Here is a 15,550-nt window from a genome sequence, read left to right as displayed (position 1 = left end):
ATCTTCACCGAGCAGTGTTGCGCGGGCGTGGGCGCTGGAATGATGAGGGCGTGCACACTGTCGGTGACGCCGTCGTCCGGATCGGCCCAACCCTCGCAGTCGTGGTCGCAGTTCTCGCCGTGTTCGCGGTCGCGGTGAACTACGTCGGGCAGACCGGCCAGGCGCGTGCCGCCGCCGTCGCGACGATCCGCGCGGTCGTGCAATTGGCGGGGCTCGCGGCGATTCTGGGCCTCGTTGTGCAAACCTTCTGGGCCTCATCTCTTTTCATTGTCATCATGGGCTGCGTGGCGGCCTGGACATCTGCAGGGCGGGTTTCCGAGAGCCGTGGCACCCTGCGCAATGCTGCGCGTTGCCTGCTCCCAGTTGCGCTGAGCACGATCGTCATCGTCACCGCGATGGTGGCTGTCGGGGTCCTGCCGGCCACCGGGCTTGCGGTGATCCCCACCGCAGGAATCATGTTCGGCGGAGCGATGAACACCACATCACTGGCGGGCCGTCGGGCGCACGACGAGATCCGGACCCGTCGTGGGGAGATCGATGCCGCGCTGTCCCTCGGACTGCTGCCCCGTGACGCCTGCCTGGAGATCTGTCGGCCGGCCGCGGCGACCGCGTTGATCCCCGGCATCGACCAGACGCGTTCGGTAGGACTTGTGACGATCCCGGGTGCTTTCGTCGGGATGGTGCTCGGCGGTGCCTCCACGACTGCTGCCGCGATCATGCAGTTGTTCGTCCTGATCTCGTTGCTCGCAGTCAGTGCCGTCGCCATGGTGGTCACCACGGAGATGGTCGCCAGGGACCTGCTCTAGACGACCTGCTCTAGACGACGACCTGCTCTAGACGACGACCTGCTCTAGACAACGACCTGCTCTAGACAACTGTGCCCGCCGCATGCACGATCCATCGCGCCCGGACCGATTCGGTTGACCGGCGCACGTCGAGGCCGGGTGCTCAGCTGATATCGGCGGTCGGGCCGATCGGGGATTCGGTCTCTGCGCGGCGCCGTCGGCGCGAGATGGCCTGCCAGGCCATCGGTGCCACCGAGATCACGACAATCAGGACGAAGATCGGCTCGATCAGCTTCTGGATCACGGTGAACTGTCCCAGCCAGTACCCCAGCAAGGTGACACTGCACGTCCATGCGATGGCGCCGATGACGTTGTAGATCAGGAAGGTTCGGTGCTTCATTCCCGCCGCACCCGCAACGATCGGCGTGAGCGTGCGTACGATCGGGACGAATCGGGCCACCAGCACAGTGCTTGCCCCGCGCCTGTCGAAGAAATCATGGGCCTCGTCGACATAGCGCTGCTTGAGAATTCGCCGGTCGGGTCCGAACCATCGGGTACCGACAGTGCGGCCGATGAGATAACCGACCTCGGCGCCCAGGATGGCGGCGACCGGGGCGAGTACGAGAACCTGCCACAGCGAGGCGAACGCGGGGACGCCTTCCTTCCCGCCCGATGCGATGACCATTCCTGCGACAAAGAGCAAGGAATCACCTGGGAGCACAGGGAAAAGCACACCCGATTCGATGGCGATCACCAGGAGCAGGCCGGCCAGGGCCCAGGTGCCGAAATACCCGAGAACGGTGACGGGGTCGAGGATGCCCGGCATCGCACTCGCGTGTGTCGTCGCCACGGCAACGAAACTCGTGATCATGGTGCCGACGCTAGTGCGGGCATGCTGAGGAGGTGCTGAGTCATGTGCCGCCACTCGTCCCGCCACCGGACGACTCAGCGTCCATTAAGTGTCAGCACCACATGATGGAAGAATGCGCTCGCGCCCCGGATGGTGTCTGACGGCGACATCGATGCGCGCGGTTGTGATTTCGGCCGGCGCCGGACTTGCATACCGTCGCAGTGCACTCGGTGTCGAGCATCCGGTCGCACTGAACAACAGGACGGATGATCCCCATGCCCATCGATGACATCGACCGGATTCGGGTACAGCCGGCGCTGAGCAAGGTGCCAGAGGTGACGGTCTACTTCTGGATCATCAAGGTCCTCGCCACCACCGTCGGCGAGACGGCCGCGGACTACGTCAACATGACCCTCGGCCTGGGACTTCAGTCGACGACCCTGGTCGCGATCGCGCTGCTCGTCGTGACCCTCGCCGTACAGTTCAGGGTGAACCGCTACATACCGGGGGTCTACTGGTGGACTGTGCTGTTGATCAGCGTCACCGGAACCTTGATCACAGACAATCTCACCGACAGATACGGAGTGCCACTCGCGGTGTCGACGACCGTTTTCGCGGTGGCACTCGTGCTGGTCTTTTCTGCCTGGTATCTGACGGAACATACGCTCTCGATCCATTCGATCCGAACCCGTCGCCGAGAAGCCTTTTACTGGTTGGCGATTCTCGTCACGTTCGCATTGGGGACTGCTGCCGGCGACATGGTCGCCGAGAAGCTGGCCCTCGGATACCTGACCTCGTTGGCGATCTTCGCGGCGGTGATCGGTGCGATCGCTGCCGGGCACTTTCTGTTGGGTCTCAACGCAGTCGTCGCCTTCTGGGCCGCCTATATCGTCACGCGTCCGCTGGGGGCTTCGCTGGGTGACCTTTTGACGCAGCCGGCCGATGCCGGCGGTATCGGTCTTGGTACCACGGCGACCAACGTCGTGTTCCTCGTGGTGATGCTGATCTTGGTGACCTACTTGAGCCTCACGAAGGTCGATCGGATCGAACAACGCGATGACCAACCCGCACAAGCATCAGTCCGTTGACGGTGCCGACGCACAGAAGATCCGGTCCGACGTTTTCGGACACGGTGGTCGGCGCGAGATGTGGAAGGCGTCGGCCACGTCGTGCGGTGATGCACGCACGAGATCTGTGCCCGTCGCTACCAGGGATGTAACAGCCGCCGTGGGATCATCGATGTACCGGATGGCTGACATATCGGCGGGCGGACCCGGCGAATCGGAGTTCAGGTGTGGCGGAGAATACGTTCTTCGATGGACCAAATGACTTGGGTGCGACCGACCGACCGATTACAGTAAGTCGAAGATCGAGTCCGTTGTAGCGAATCAGGGAAGTGATTGGTCATGAGGTTGGCTAATGCGTCCTCCAGTCCACGTCGTAGCTCGATGCTGAGCTCCATCACCGGCGGCAGATTCGGCCGCGCGCGCGCCACCACCCGCGCCTTTCCCGCCGAGGCCGAGCGCCTCGTCACCCAAGCCGAACTCCGACGACTTCATACGTGATCACCACGCGGAATGATCGGTGCCGGTCACTGATCATTCCGCGGTGACACGCGCGGACTGACCGCCGATCTCCACCACGTCGCCCGGTTCCAGCTGCCGACCTCGACGATCCTCCACCTCCCCGTTGACCGACACCCGCCCGTCGGCGATCACGCCTTTGGCCTCGGCGCCCGAGTCGATGAGGTTCGCCAGCTTCAAGAACTGACCCAGGCGGATCGAGCCGTCGCGGATGGGTATGTCGTACATCGGAACCATCTTGCCCAACGATGGCCTGCCGAGCGAGTCCGGACGGCTAACGTCTATCCATGACGTTGGAAGCGCCGCGCTCAGAACGTGCTGCCGAGAGCACCTCTGAGCACGAGACGATCGATTCCACTCCGCGCGCGCACACGCCGGCCGAGCGGCGATCGCGCGCCCTGATCGAGAGCATCCGCACGCCGCACGGGTTCGGGCGACATGCGCCACGGATCGCCGGGACCGTCGTCGGCGTGCTCGCGACGATCGCACTGCTGTCCAGCATCTTCCCGTGGTTCCGGCACCTGATCCACGTGCCGCGCGACTACGTGGACACCTTTGTCATCACCCTGCCCGACACCAGTTTCGCGTGGGCCTTCGTGCTGGGTCTGGTCGCGTTCGCGTTGTCGATGCGCAAACGCATCGCGTGGTGGATCTGCGTGGTCTACCTCGTCCTGTACACGCTGGGCAACGCCCTGTACCTGATCCCGGCGCTCGCCGACGACCTCGCGGTCACCGACAACGATCGCATCAACCTGTGGATCGGCATCGTCGCCGATCTCGCCGCGCTGATCTATCTGATCGCCACCTACAAGCAGTTCCACACGCGTGTCCGGCGCGGCGCGGTCCTGCGGGCCGTCGGTGTGTTGCTCGGCGGCCTCGTCATCGGCACATTGCTGGGCTGGGGTCTGGTGTGGCTCTTCCCGCACACCCTCACGCGCTCTGACCGTCTGCCGTACGCCATCAACCGGGTCGTCGCCTTCGGGTCGATCGATCAGGAGGCGACCTTCGACGGGCGGCACAGCTTTCCGCCGATCAATGGGCTGCTCGGTTTGTTCGGCGCATTGGCGCTGATCGCGGCGGCGATCGTGCTGTTCCGGTCGGTGCGGCTCCGATCCCTGATCACCGCCGATGACGAGAAGCTTATCCGGGCATTGATCACCCGTTTCAACGACGACGATTCGCTCGCGTACTTCTCCACCCGTCGCGACAAGGCGGTGGTCTTCGCGCCGGACGGTCGCGCGGCACTCACCTATCGTGTCGAACTCGGGGTGGGGCTCGCCGGTGGCGATCCGATCGGCGACCCGGAGTCCTGGGACGACGCGGTGGCCGAGTTCCTCACCCTCTGCGACCGATACGGCTGGCATCCCGCGGCGATGGGGTCGAGCGCGCGCGGCGCGACCGCCTACGACGCGGCCGGCTTCGGCTCGTTCTCGATCGGGGACGAGGCGATCCTCTACACCCGCGACTACAGCATCAACGGGCCGGCGATGAAGGGTGTCCGGCAGGCCGTCACCCGGACGAAGCGCGCGGGGATCACCGTGCGCATCCGGCGCCACGGGGAGATCTCGACAGGCTCGATCGACGGGAAGACAGGCTCGATCGACGCGAAGGCAGGCGGGGGACCGTCCGAGATGGCGGAGATCGTCGCGCGCGCCGATGCCTGGCGCGACACGGACGAGGAGCGCGGCTTCGCGATGGCCCTGGGCCGACTCGGCGATCCGTCCGACGGCAACTGCCTCCTCGTCGAGGCCGTCGAGCACGAGGGCGAGCCATCGGAGAAGGTCGTCGGCATGCTGTCGTTCGTCCCGTGGGGCCGGACCGGGGTCTCCCTCGACGTCATGCGCCGGGACCGGAACTCGGTGAACGGCATCGTCGAGACGATGGTGACCGAACTGGCGAAGAACTCGGAGCAGTACGGCATCACCCAGATCTCGCTGAACTTCGCGACCTTCCGCGCGTTCTTCGAGCACGGCGCCGAGATCGGCGCAGGGCCGGTGATGCGCGCGACCTACTCCGTCCTGATGTTCGGATCGAAGTTCTTCCAGATGGAGTCCCTCTACAAGTCGAACGCCAAGTACCGGCCGGACTGGCAGCCCCGGTATCTGTGCTTCGAGGACGCCCGCGTGATGCCCCGGGTCGGACTCGCGGCCATCGTGACCGAGGGCTTCGTCCGGTTGCCGCGCATCGGCCGCGCGCGGCACTACATCGAGGGTGCGTCGTCGATCCCGGCCGGCGTGGACGTCGACGCACTGATCGCCGAGTTCGCGGCCGAGGCAGATGCCACCCAGGTGGATGTGCATCGGCCCGAGCAGGTTCGGGTCCGCCTGGCCAAGATGGAGCGCCTCGTCGAGGCGGGATTCGATCCGTATCCCCCGGCTGATGCGCCGACCCACACGATCGTGCAGGCGATCGCCGAGCCGGAGGGCGCCGTGGTGACCATCGCGGGGCGCGTGACCCGGCTTCGCGACTTCGGCAAGGTGGTCTTCGCCGACCTACACGACTGGTCGGGGCAGGTGCAGGTCCTGGTCGAGGAGTCACGGTTGATCCCGGGCACACCGGATTTCGGTGCCGACGTCGACCTGGGTGACCTGATCGAGGCACGTGGTGTGGTCGGGACCAGTCGGTCGGGCGAGCTGTCGATCCTCATCGACGCGTGGCGCTTCAACGGCAAATGTCTGCGGCCGCTACCGGACAAATGGAGTGGTCTGACCGATCCGGAGGCCCGGGTACGTCAGCGCTATGTGGACCTGGCGATCAACCCACGCAGCCGGGAGCTGCTCGCGACGCGCAGTGTGGTGGTCAAGTCGTTGCGAGACTTCCTCGCGGAACGCGGTTTCCTGGAGGTGGAGACCCCGATCCTGCAACAGATCCACGGCGGTGCCAATGCCACCCCGTTCCAGACGCACATCAACGCCTACGACCTTGATCTCTACCTGCGCATCGCGCCGGAACTCTATCTCAAGAGGCTGTGCGTCGGCGGCGTCGAGAAGGTGTTCGAGATCGGCCGCAACTTCCGCAACGAGGGGGTCGACTTCAGTCACAACCCCGAGTTCACCAGCCTGGAAGCCTATGCGGCGCACAGTGATTATCTGAAGATGCTCGACCTCACCCGGGAGATGATCCAACACGCGGCGGTTGCCGCGTATGGCGAACCCGTGATCGTGCGGACGGACGCAGACGGAAACGAAGAGCGCGTGGACATCTCGGGTGCGTGGCCGGTGAAGACGGTGCATCAGGTGGTGTCCGAGGGAGCGGGTGAAGAGGTGACGCCGGAGACCTCGGTGGAGAGGCTGCGCGCGATCTGCGACCGGCTCGACATCGCCCATCGCCCCGACTGGGACGCCGGCCAGGTGGTGCTCGAACTGTACGAGCACCTCGGCGAGGACCGGACCACCTTCCCGACCTTCTACACCGACTTCCCGACGTCGACCTCGCCGCTCACCCGCGCGCACCGATCGCGCGCCGGGGTGGCCGAGCGCTGGGATCTCGTCGCGTGGGGCGTGGAACTCGGCACCGCCTACACCGAGCTGACCGATCCCGTCGAGCAACGCAAGCGGCTGACCGATCAGTCGGTCCTGGCGGCTGGCGGTGATCCCGAGGCGATGGAACTCGACGAGGACTTCCTGCAGGCGCTGGAGTACGCGATGCCGCCCACCGGCGGTCTCGGCGTGGGCGTGGACCGCGTCGTCATGTTGATCACCGGGCAGTCGATCCGCGAGTCCTTGGCGTTCCCGCTGGCCAAGCCGCAGGAAAGCTGAGGCCAGTCGGGTTGTCCGATGGCGCTGCGCGATCAGGCGGCGCCTGGCACAATCGCCCTTGTGTCCGCGATGGCAAATACTGTTTGCTGAGCTGAACCGCCGGACGGCCATGCGGGCAGATCTCGGCCACGGCCGGAGGTCGCCGGATTGCGCGAGAGGACACGGATCATGAGATCAGTTGTTCGAGTGCTGGTGGTGGCCATTGCGGCCGCCGTATTGGTGGCCGGACTCGGTTCGACCGCAACTGCTTCACCGGGTGGCGTCGATTCGGGCAAGGCCGGAGTGATCCTGTCCGGATTGCGCGTTCCCGCAGGCGGTAGTTGGGCCTCGTTCCCCGCGATCTACCGGCACCGTTACTGGCCACAGGCCGGCGTCTGGATGGAGTACAACACGCTGTTCAACGCCGCTCAGACCAGGGCGATCGACGCATCCGGATTGGTGCCGCCGTTCGCCGACTCGGATCTCCCGTTCGCCGGGGTCGGTGCATGGCTCCGATCGGATACCGGGTTGGACCTGTTGGTGCGCCGGGGCGGCTGCTTCGCCATGGGTGTCCGGAAGGACCCGGTGTGGTCGCCGATGGCCAAGAAGTGGGTGTCGGCCATCGTGCAGCCGTACTCTTCGCCGCCGTATGTGAAGTCGTCGACGGATCTGGTGTGTGAGAACTGAGCGGCGGCCGCATCCGATCAGGTGCAGATGTGGCCGGATGCGTCGGAGTCGTGGGTCGGAATCACTCGCATGAGGTGACGAGCGAGGTGTAGACGGTGCAAGCTGGCGAACGCCTCGTCACGATCCTCGTCGACGAACTCGCCCGGAAACGCCGGCTTCTGACGGAGTCGTTCGATCTGTTCGTCATGCCACGCCGCATCCCCGGCGAGCAGTACCCAACCCTTCAGGGTCCGGGCGAGGATGCCCACGCTGCCCGGGGTGTGCCCGGCCAGATCGACCACCAGCACCGAGCGATCGCCGAACAGATCGTGGCTGGCCGCGAACGTGGCCACGGGCGGACCGTCGAGTTCGTAGATCTCCGATGGACGTCCGTCGGTGACGGTGGGGCGTACGCCACCCACCGGCGGACGATCGGGCCCCAGGAGCCAGTCGCGTTCGGATTTCCTGAGGTGTACCGGCATGCCCGGGAAATCGAGCAGTCCGCAGACATGATCCCAATGGGCGTGCGTGGGAAGGGCGAAGTCAGGTGTGCGGGATGGTGGTCGGCTGGTCAGGGCATCCAGACTGCTCATCGTCGCCGCCGGTGGTGTGACCAGGAGGCGAGTCAACGGCGGCAATTCTGCGATCGTGCGTCGGCGGGCGTTTCGGCAGTAGCCGGGGTCGACCAGAAAGGTCGCATCAGGATGCTCGACGACGAAGGTGGTCATGGCAGAGGGCAGCCGCCGATACGGTGCAGCCCCCTCGACGACCCCCATCGCGGGCACCTGGCGAGAGACCTGTGGCAGCGCGCGCACACGGACTGTCCGCTCACCGTCCGGTAAGCCGACGTCGACGATCGATGCGAGCAGTCGCTGATCAGGGGGCCGCGGCCGCACCATGCCGCGGGTGAAATGCGCAGCCGCGGCGATGATGTCGCGCAGTCTTGGCGAAGGTGACGGGAGATCTGCGCTCGACATGTCGACGCTCCTCGGTCGGCGTGCTTGCGTGCTGTGGACGGGCGACCGTGACCGACGCTACCCGACGCCGGATACCGGCCAGGTTTGGATCGGCCACCGGCGGCGGGATTGCGATCAGCTCTGCGCGGTGGGTCGGACGATGATCTCGCCGACATCGACTCCGGCGGGCTGTTCGATGGCGTACGCCACTGCCCGTGCGATCGCCGACGGCGGTTGGGCGATTGACCTCACATAGGAGGCGGCGTCGTCGTCGGCCGCCGCGGAGCGCACCCACTCGGTGTTCGTCATGCCCGGGGACACGACGGTCACGCGGAGATCGGGGCCGGCCTCCTGACGCAACGCCTCCGAGAGGACGCGGACCGCCGTCTTGGTCGCGGCGTACACGCCCTGGGTGGGGACGATCCGGTGTGCGGACGTCGACGCCATGTGGACGAAGTGTCCCGACCCCTGCGCGCGGAACACGGGGAGGGCGGCCCCGATCCCGTTGAGCACCCCGGTCAGATTCGTCGCGACCATGTCGTCCCAGTCGTCCTGGCGTAGCTCGTCGAATCCGGAGATCGCCATACTGCCCGCATTCGACACGAATACATCGAGGCGTCCGTATCGCTGCTGCGCAGTCGCGACGAGCCGCGCGACGTCGGCCCGTTGTCGGACGTCGACCTCGAGCCCGAATGCCACGCCGCCGGTCGCCTCGATCCGCTCGACCACCTCGGCGAGCCGGTCCGCGCGCCGCGCACCGAGAACGACCGACGCACCACGCTGCGCCAGATGCTCGGCGATCGCGGCGCCGATCCCGCTGTTCGCGCCGGTGATCGCGATGACCTTGCCGGCGATGGTGCCCTGGTCTGCGACGTCGCTGGGGTCGGCCAGGTCGGTGGGGTGCTGCTGTGTCATCTGCTCTCCCGTAGGCTGAAGCGGACAATTGTCCGCACCCCTCCGACTTTATCGGACAACTGTCCGTTTTGTCATCTGGAGTCGGGGGTGGCCGATGAGCGAGGTGATGGTGGTCAACGAGGAACGTCCGGCTCGCCGGGATGCCGAGCGCAATCGCGGACTGATCATCGACGCCGCTCGCGCGGCCCTCGATGCCGACCGCGACGTGTCGCTACATGCCATCGCGAAGGCCGCCGGCGTGGGCCAGGGAACCCTGTACCGACACTTTCCGAACCGCGAGACCCTGGTCATGGAGGTGCACCGCAACGACGTCCGCGACCTCGTCGACGCGGCTCCGGCTCTCCTTGCCGATCACCGTCCGGACGTCGCCCTGCGGCTGTGGTTCGACCAGCTCGCCCAATACGGCCGGATCAAGCACGGGCTGGCCGATGCGATCCACACCGCGATGTACACCGAGCTCGCCGCGGAGGGGTATGGCCCGGTCGTCGGCGCGATCGGCTCCCTGCTCCACGCAGGAGAGCGGGACGGCTCGTTGCGCAACGACATCGCTCCCGACGAAGTGCTGCTCCTGGTGGGGTTTCTCTGGCGGGTCGACCTCGACGACGCGTGGGAAGATCGCACCCGACGCATGCTCGACGTGGTGATGGCCGGGCTTCGGAGTCGCGAGACGCAGTAGTCGGCCGTTGAACTCGGGATGTGCGCTGCACGCCGTGTCGGTAGATGTACCCACCGGTAACATCTACCGCTCGGTCGGCCTAAACTGAGTCCCATGACCGAGTCGACCTTCACTCCGACCGCTGACCTCGTCGACGAGATCGGCGACCTCGTCCGGAGCTGTGATACCCAGTTCACCCAGTACGGAGGCCGCCGTGAGTTCGTCGGGCGGGTGACCACGGTCAAGTGCTTCCAGGACAACGCCCTGCTGAAATCGATCCTCTCCGAGTCCAACCCCGGTGGCGTGCTCGTCGTCGAGGGTGCGGAATCGGTGCACACGGCACTGGTCGGTGACATGATCGCCGAACTCGGGCGTTCCAACGGCTGGGCCGGGATCATCGTGAACGGCGCCATCCGCGATGCCAAGGCGATCGGCGAGATGGAGATCGGCGTCAAGGCGCTGGGTACCAACCCGCGCAAGTCCACCAAGACCGGTGTCGGTGACCGCGACATCCCGCTGACCATCGGCGGCGAGACCTTCAACCCCGGCGACATCGTGTACTCCGACGACGACGGCATCGTCATCGTCGCGGGCCCGGAGTCCGACACCGACACCGATACCGACACCGACACCGATACCGCCGACGTCGACGCGGCCGGGTCCGCTGCTGTCGAGACCGCTGCTGTCGAGACCGCTGCTGTCGAGACCGCTGCTGTCGACACCGCTGACCCCTCCGACACCGCCTCCACCGAGAGCTGAGGAACCGATCATGCGAAAGCCCACGCCCGAATACTTCCGCCGGCTGGCCGCACTGGTGGCCATCGACGACGCGGCCGCGCGTCCGACCCGCCCCGTCCTCGAGGCGTTCAGCGGTGTGGAGATGGCGACCATCCCGGTCGGTACCGCCGAGGATCTGGAGACCGCGGTCGCGCGTGCGCGCGCGGCCCAGGAGGGCTGGGCGCAGCGGACCGCGGCGCAGCGGGCGGAGGTGCTCGCCGCGTTCTCTGAACTCGTCCACTCCCACGCCGCCGACCTGATGGACATCGCGCAGGCCGAGACCGGCAAGGCGCGCATCTACGCGCAGGAAGAGGTCATCGACGTCGCGCTCACCGCGCGGCACTACGCGACGACAGGCCCCAGGTCCCTGGCCGACCACAAGGTCAAGGGCATGCTGCCCGGCGCGACGAGCGTGCGGGTTCGGTACCAGCCCAAGGGCGTCGTCGGCGTGATCAGCCCGTGGAACTACCCCCTCACCTTGGCGGTGTCGGACGCGGTGGCCGCACTGCTCGCCGGCAACGGCGTGGTGATCAAGCCCGACAGCCAGACCCCTTACTGCGCACTGGCACTCGCCGAACTGCTCTACGAGGCCGGCCTGCCGCGGGAGCTGTTCGCGGTGGTGCCCGGACCGGGAAGTGTTGTCGGCCAGGCGATCGTCGCCACTACCGACTACGTGATGTTCACCGGGTCATCGACAACCGGCGCGACGCTGGCCGAGCAGGCCGGACGCCGATTGATCGGCTTCTCCGCGGAACTCGGCGGCAAGAACCCGATGATCGTCACCGCCAAGGCCAACATCGACCGGGCGGTCCAGGGCGCCGCGCGCGCCTGCTTCTCCAACTCCGGCCAGCTCTGCATCTCCATCGAGCGGCTCTACGTGGACAAGGCGATCGCCGACGAGTTCACCGAGAAGTTCGCGGCGTACGTCGCCGCGATGAAGCTCGACGCCTCCTACGATTTCGGCGCCGACATGGGATCACTCGCCTCGGCCGCACAGATCGACACGGCCGAAGCCCATGTGCAGGACGCGGTGTCGAAGGGGGCGAAGGTACTTGCCGGAGGTCGTCGTCGTGCCGACCTGGGTCCGTTCTTCTTCGAGCCGACTGTGCTCGCCGACGTCACCGACGAGATGACCTGTTATGCCGACGAGACATTCGGACCGGTGGTGTCGATCTACCCCGTCGACTCCACTGACGAGGCGATCAAGCTGGCGAACGCCACCGCCTACGGACTCAACGCGAGCGTGTTCGCGGGGAGCAGTGCCGAGGCAAACGAGATCGCCGACCGGTTGCGCGCCGGCACGGTGAACATCAACGAGGGCTATGCCGCGGCGTGGGCGTCGACCGCTGCGCCCATGGGGGGCATGGGCATCTCAGGTGTCGGCCGCCGACACGGCGAAGAGGGGCTGCTCAAGTACACGGAGCCGCAGACCGTCGCCGAACAGCGCTTCATCGGCATCGACCGCGCACCCGGCATCCCGCAGGGCGTCTACCGGGCCATCACGCCGTACGCGATTCGCGCTCTGAAGTACCTGCCAGGGCGGTAGCGCAGAGCGAACCCCATGTTGTCGAAGGGCTTTCCGCTCTGGCCGAGCAGTGCGCCAGTGGTCACGGTGCCGACCTCGCGGGCGGGGCCGGGCACAAGTGTTGGCCCCGGTCTGAACGGCCCGCGTTCGGTGTACAACGTACGACCGGCGAGCCCGTTGTTCGGACTCGCCGGTCGCAGCGTCAGCTCTCGCGGGCTGTCAGCCGATCAGCCACCCGTTCGGACCGCAGACGACGGGTACCGGCAGCGCAGGCCCGCCGGGCGTGGTCGCGATCTTCGCCCCGAATGCGTTGAGAACGATGGATACTGCTCGCTTTGAGTAGCTAAGTGCGAGGTGATCAGAGGTGTCGATCTCGCATCCGTTTTGCAGGGTGATGTTGCGGACGTCGGGCCCCGTGAGGAAGGTCGAGTCGTACGGCGTGGTGACCTCGTCATACCTCGAACCGACAACGGTGTACTTCACGCCGGGTACGGTATCGCCGCCGGCGTTGAGCTTCTTCAGCAGCCGCGAATCGTAGACCTGCTGGATACCCGAGACGCCGACCCCGAGCGCGACCGGACCGAGAACATCGATGCCGAGGTTGTTGATGGTGCGTCCCAGTGCGCCGATCCCGACCAGCGTGGTGCCGTGGTTGGTGGCACCGAGGGTCACCAGGTGATCGACCTTGCCGGCGCCACCGTCGAACTTCAGGTACTGGCGTGCGGTCAATCCGCCCTGTGAATGACCCACCATGTTGACCTTCGACGCTCCGCTGGATGCGCGGACGCGATCGACGAAGGCGGCGAGTTGTTTGGCCGACTGCGCGATGTCGCCGGTGCCATAGGCGCCCGGCAACACCGTCCCCAGTCCGCCACCCTGGCCGAGACCGAGGATCCCGTAGTTCAGTGCATAGACGCACAGACCGGCTCGTTTGAGGTTCGGCGCGAGGTAGGCCCAGTTGTTATAGGCGTTCTCCCACGTGCCATGCACCAGGACGACGGGATCTTTCCCGTCCGAGGCCTTGCAGTTCCAGTCGTTGGTACCCGGTGGGGCGACGTCGGGGTTCGACAATCCGTTGCCGAAGGCCTTCCAGAAGTCGTCTTCCTCCTTGCCGCTCCCCGTCGGCACCTTGGACGTGCTCGAACCGCTGAGGATGACGTCGTCGGCGACGTTCTTCTTCAGACCGGACTTGATCGTGGAGTTCAACTCCTGCTGACTGGCGGCCGATGCGGGCACCGTTGTTCCCAGTCCTACTGATAGGGCCGCGGCCATGACGACGGCTCCCCCTACCAGCCGTCGGCCCCACGATCCTCGCGACAGGACGGATTGACGCATGATTCTCAACTCCCCCACTCGATGTCGGTGTCCGCATCACAACCGATCCCCCAATGCGATTGTGCTGTTGCGGCCACGCATATTCCGCAGGAGACGCTACACATACCAGTTCCGAAAGATGAAGGAATTCAGGAATTTTGGTATCGCTAATCGCGAATCAGTCTCTCGAACAACTTGACCGAGCGCTTGGTCAGACGGGATTGAAAACCGATGTTGCGCAATGAACTTGACGTAGCGCACAATCCGAACACACGACTGGGTCAATTGCCCAACGGCGCGTATGGGCTGGTCTGCCCTGGAACGGAGATCGGCCCTGGCGCTTGGCGAAAAGTGCTCTTACGATCTGGTCTCACGCGCTGCCCGGGGGGCATCGAATGGCGGGCCTTCGGACCCGGTCTCGCTGCGCGTTCATGGGGAGGAACCGTCAATGCCAAATCGGCACTATATTTTTCGCTGCCCGATCACGATCGTCGGCGTCATGATGCTCACCGGACTCGGCCATGCCGCACCGCAGGCATCGCCGCATCCGGAGGTGTTTCCACGCCACGTCGAGTGGGCATCGGGCCTGTGCGAACTCGTCAATTCGGGGTCGGCAAATCCCTGTGCTGTGGCACCGCATCCGCGTGCTCCTCGGCGGCCGCCGGTGAACGCGCCGCCGTTATTGCGTATCGACCCGTTCGGGACCCGCGTCATCGTGCTCGGCGCTGCGCTCAACCGCGACGGCTCGATGAAGCCGGTGCTCGTCTCGCGCCTGCGCGCAGCCCTGCGGCTGGCGCGGGAGTTCCCGCAGGCCTGGGTGATCACGACCGGTGGCAACCCGCAACACGGCCGAACCGAAGCTCAGGCAATGAAAACGTGGCTGGTCGACCACCAGATAGCCCCAGCTCGCATCGCAACCGAGAACCGCTCTCGAAACACCGTCGAGAACGCGCGCAACTGCGCCCGAATCCTGGTCGCAGGGCATTCCACGGGCGCAGTTCTGGTCACCAGTCCTGACCACGTCGCCCGTGCCACCCACGACTTCCGCCGCGAAGTCCACGGAATACCGATCGCCGGCGTCAGTACGCCCGCATGACGGTGGAAGTCCTTGTGTCCCAGGTGCACGACCGAACGCTCACTCACGAAGGTCGAGTGGATTCATCTGGGTCGGCCTCTGGACAGCTTGGAGCCGGTGCCTTAATGTGACGGTTACGCGCCAGTAAGTTACCCATCGGTAAGGGCACCGGGGGGTCGGTATCCATTTCGGCCGGGGGCCCGACCGCCGCCTATGCAGTCCGCAGAAACATTCTTCAACAACAGTTTTCAGCACTTCAGCTGGCTGTGCGTACGAGGCTCACTGGCCTTGGGGGGAGCTCATGCCAGATTCACTCATCATCAGCCGTGCCCATGGCCCGGACCGAGACGAATACTTTGCCAGGTACCCAGCGGAGGTGTTCGACGTCCTCGAGCCGGTCGTCAGACCAGGCTTCGACGCAGTGCTCGACGCCCCCGAAACGTTCGCGTTTCGCTTCGCTATTTCGGTTGTGCCGTCGAAGGTGTTGTGCCACAACTCCGAACAGATCGAAGCGCTTGCGCGGCTCGTCGCCGACTCGCCCAATGCGTCGAACCCTGGGACGCACGACCGGACTGCATCCGGAAGCCCTACGGACCTCATCTCGGAAGTGACGACATGACCACACAAGCACTTGGCGAATTCCAACGCGGCGGGCTGGTCGCCACGCCCGAGGTCGCGGCGGCACCCGCAACGACCGCCGACAAGCTCGCGG

The 15,550-nt window shown here is 65.8% G+C and carries 14 protein-coding genes and 1 pseudogene; 10 read left to right on the top strand and 5 right to left on the bottom strand.

Annotated features, from left to right (window positions below):
* Nucleotides 1-50: 50 nt before the first annotated feature.
* Entirely contained in the window at nt 51-806 is a 756-nt protein-coding gene (locus ACPXCG_RS16765; protein WP_425793102.1) for an ABC transporter permease, read from the top strand.
* A gap of 142 nt (nt 807-948) precedes the next feature.
* Here the strand turns inward: ACPXCG_RS16765 and ACPXCG_RS16760 are convergent, their stop codons facing one another.
* On the bottom strand, nt 949-1,611 hold the full coding sequence (locus ACPXCG_RS16760) for a DedA family protein (protein WP_425793477.1): 663 nt from the start codon (nt 1,609-1,611) through the stop codon (nt 949-951).
* Nucleotides 1,612-1,910: 299 nt separating this feature from the next.
* Between ACPXCG_RS16760 and ACPXCG_RS16755 the strand changes: the two genes are divergently transcribed.
* The gene (locus ACPXCG_RS16755; protein WP_425793101.1) at nt 1,911-2,723 is read left to right on the top strand and encodes a hypothetical protein; all 813 of its coding nucleotides are present in this window, start codon (nt 1,911-1,913) and stop codon (nt 2,721-2,723) included.
* Between the two features lie 318 nt (nt 2,724-3,041).
* The gene (locus ACPXCG_RS16750; protein ID WP_425793100.1) at nt 3,042-3,200 is read left to right on the top strand and encodes a hypothetical protein; all 159 of its coding nucleotides are present in this window, start codon (nt 3,042-3,044) and stop codon (nt 3,198-3,200) included.
* Nucleotides 3,201-3,233: 33 nt separating this feature from the next.
* Here the strand turns inward: ACPXCG_RS16750 and ACPXCG_RS16745 are convergent, their stop codons facing one another.
* Entirely contained in the window at nt 3,234-3,446 is a 213-nt protein-coding gene (locus ACPXCG_RS16745) for an RNA-binding S4 domain-containing protein (RefSeq protein ID WP_425793099.1), read from the bottom strand.
* A 59-nt stretch (nt 3,447-3,505) separates the two neighbouring features.
* On the opposite strand from ACPXCG_RS16745, the gene lysX reads away from it, so the two are divergent.
* Complete coding sequence (lysX, locus tag ACPXCG_RS16740) at nt 3,506-6,976, top strand: bifunctional lysylphosphatidylglycerol synthetase/lysine--tRNA ligase LysX (RefSeq protein ID WP_425793098.1); 3,471 nt, start codon at nt 3,506-3,508, stop codon at nt 6,974-6,976.
* Nucleotides 6,977-7,144: 168 nt separating this feature from the next.
* Nucleotides 7,145-7,642, top strand: coding sequence for a hypothetical protein (locus ACPXCG_RS16735; RefSeq protein WP_425793097.1), 498 nt, complete (start codon nt 7,145-7,147; stop codon nt 7,640-7,642).
* A 17-nt stretch (nt 7,643-7,659) separates the two neighbouring features.
* On the opposite strand, the gene ACPXCG_RS16730 is transcribed toward ACPXCG_RS16735, so the two are convergent.
* On the bottom strand, nt 7,660-8,598 hold the full coding sequence (locus ACPXCG_RS16730; protein ID WP_425793096.1) for an MBL fold metallo-hydrolase: 939 nt from the start codon (nt 8,596-8,598) through the stop codon (nt 7,660-7,662).
* A 114-nt stretch (nt 8,599-8,712) separates the two neighbouring features.
* Nucleotides 8,713-9,492 (bottom strand): SDR family oxidoreductase, encoded by a 780-nt coding sequence (locus ACPXCG_RS16725; RefSeq protein ID WP_425793095.1) that lies wholly within the window; start codon nt 9,490-9,492, stop codon nt 8,713-8,715.
* 94 nt (nt 9,493-9,586) lie between these two features.
* Between ACPXCG_RS16725 and ACPXCG_RS16720 the strand changes: the two genes are divergently transcribed.
* From ACPXCG_RS16720 to ACPXCG_RS16710, 3 genes and pseudogenes are all read left to right on the top strand, one after another.
* Nucleotides 9,587-10,168, top strand: a complete 582-nt coding sequence (locus tag ACPXCG_RS16720; RefSeq protein ID WP_425793093.1) for a TetR/AcrR family transcriptional regulator — start codon at nt 9,587-9,589, stop codon at nt 10,166-10,168.
* A 93-nt stretch (nt 10,169-10,261) separates the two neighbouring features.
* Nucleotides 10,262-10,750 (top strand): annotated as a pseudogene (gene rraA / locus ACPXCG_RS16715) (ribonuclease E activity regulator RraA); the annotation flags it as partial.
* Nucleotides 10,751-10,916: 166 nt separating this feature from the next.
* Nucleotides 10,917-12,470 (top strand): succinic semialdehyde dehydrogenase, encoded by a 1,554-nt coding sequence (locus ACPXCG_RS16710; RefSeq protein ID WP_425793092.1) that lies wholly within the window; start codon nt 10,917-10,919, stop codon nt 12,468-12,470.
* 198 nt (nt 12,471-12,668) lie between these two features.
* Here the strand turns inward: ACPXCG_RS16710 and ACPXCG_RS16705 are convergent, their stop codons facing one another.
* Entirely contained in the window at nt 12,669-13,784 is a 1,116-nt protein-coding gene (locus ACPXCG_RS16705) for an esterase/lipase family protein (protein WP_425793091.1), read from the bottom strand.
* A gap of 280 nt (nt 13,785-14,064) precedes the next feature.
* Between ACPXCG_RS16705 and ACPXCG_RS16700 the strand changes: the two genes are divergently transcribed.
* Entirely contained in the window at nt 14,065-14,859 is a 795-nt protein-coding gene (locus ACPXCG_RS16700) for a YdcF family protein (RefSeq protein WP_425793090.1), read from the top strand.
* Nucleotides 14,860-15,139: 280 nt separating this feature from the next.
* Nucleotides 15,140-15,457, top strand: a complete 318-nt coding sequence (locus tag ACPXCG_RS16695; RefSeq protein WP_425793089.1) for a hypothetical protein — start codon at nt 15,140-15,142, stop codon at nt 15,455-15,457.
* Nucleotides 15,458-15,550: the final 93 nt, after the last annotated feature.

It is taken from the genome of Gordonia sp. DT218, assembly GCF_049847105.1.
In the GTDB taxonomy this organism is placed as follows: Bacteria; Actinomycetota; Actinomycetes; order Mycobacteriales; family Mycobacteriaceae; genus Gordonia.
Note: the sequence above shows the minus strand (reverse complement) of the source record. Positions and strands in the feature narration are given on the sequence as shown.

Coding starts and splice junctions, on each gene's coding strand:
- ACPXCG_RS16760 (WP_425793477.1), bottom strand. CDS start 1,611: ATGCCGGGCATCCTCGACCCCGTCACCGTTCTCGGGTATTTCGGCACC.
- ACPXCG_RS16755 (WP_425793101.1), top strand. CDS start 1,911: ATGCCCATCGATGACATCGACCGGATTCGGGTACAGCCGGCGCTGAGC.
- ACPXCG_RS16750 (WP_425793100.1), top strand. CDS start 3,042: ATGAGGTTGGCTAATGCGTCCTCCAGTCCACGTCGTAGCTCGATGCTG.
- ACPXCG_RS16745 (WP_425793099.1), bottom strand. CDS start 3,446: ATGTACGACATACCCATCCGCGACGGCTCGATCCGCCTGGGTCAGTTC.
- lysX (WP_425793098.1), top strand. CDS start 3,506: ATGACGTTGGAAGCGCCGCGCTCAGAACGTGCTGCCGAGAGCACCTCT.
- ACPXCG_RS16735 (WP_425793097.1), top strand. CDS start 7,145: ATGAGATCAGTTGTTCGAGTGCTGGTGGTGGCCATTGCGGCCGCCGTA.
- ACPXCG_RS16730 (WP_425793096.1), bottom strand. CDS start 8,598: ATGTCGAGCGCAGATCTCCCGTCACCTTCGCCAAGACTGCGCGACATC.
- ACPXCG_RS16725 (WP_425793095.1), bottom strand. CDS start 9,492: ATGACACAGCAGCACCCCACCGACCTGGCCGACCCCAGCGACGTCGCA.
- ACPXCG_RS16720 (WP_425793093.1), top strand. CDS start 9,587: ATGAGCGAGGTGATGGTGGTCAACGAGGAACGTCCGGCTCGCCGGGAT.
- ACPXCG_RS16710 (WP_425793092.1), top strand. CDS start 10,917: ATGCGAAAGCCCACGCCCGAATACTTCCGCCGGCTGGCCGCACTGGTG.
- ACPXCG_RS16705 (WP_425793091.1), bottom strand. CDS start 13,784: ATGCGTCAATCCGTCCTGTCGCGAGGATCGTGGGGCCGACGGCTGGTA.
- ACPXCG_RS16700 (WP_425793090.1), top strand. CDS start 14,065: ATGGGCTGGTCTGCCCTGGAACGGAGATCGGCCCTGGCGCTTGGCGAA.
- ACPXCG_RS16695 (WP_425793089.1), top strand. CDS start 15,140: ATGCCAGATTCACTCATCATCAGCCGTGCCCATGGCCCGGACCGAGAC.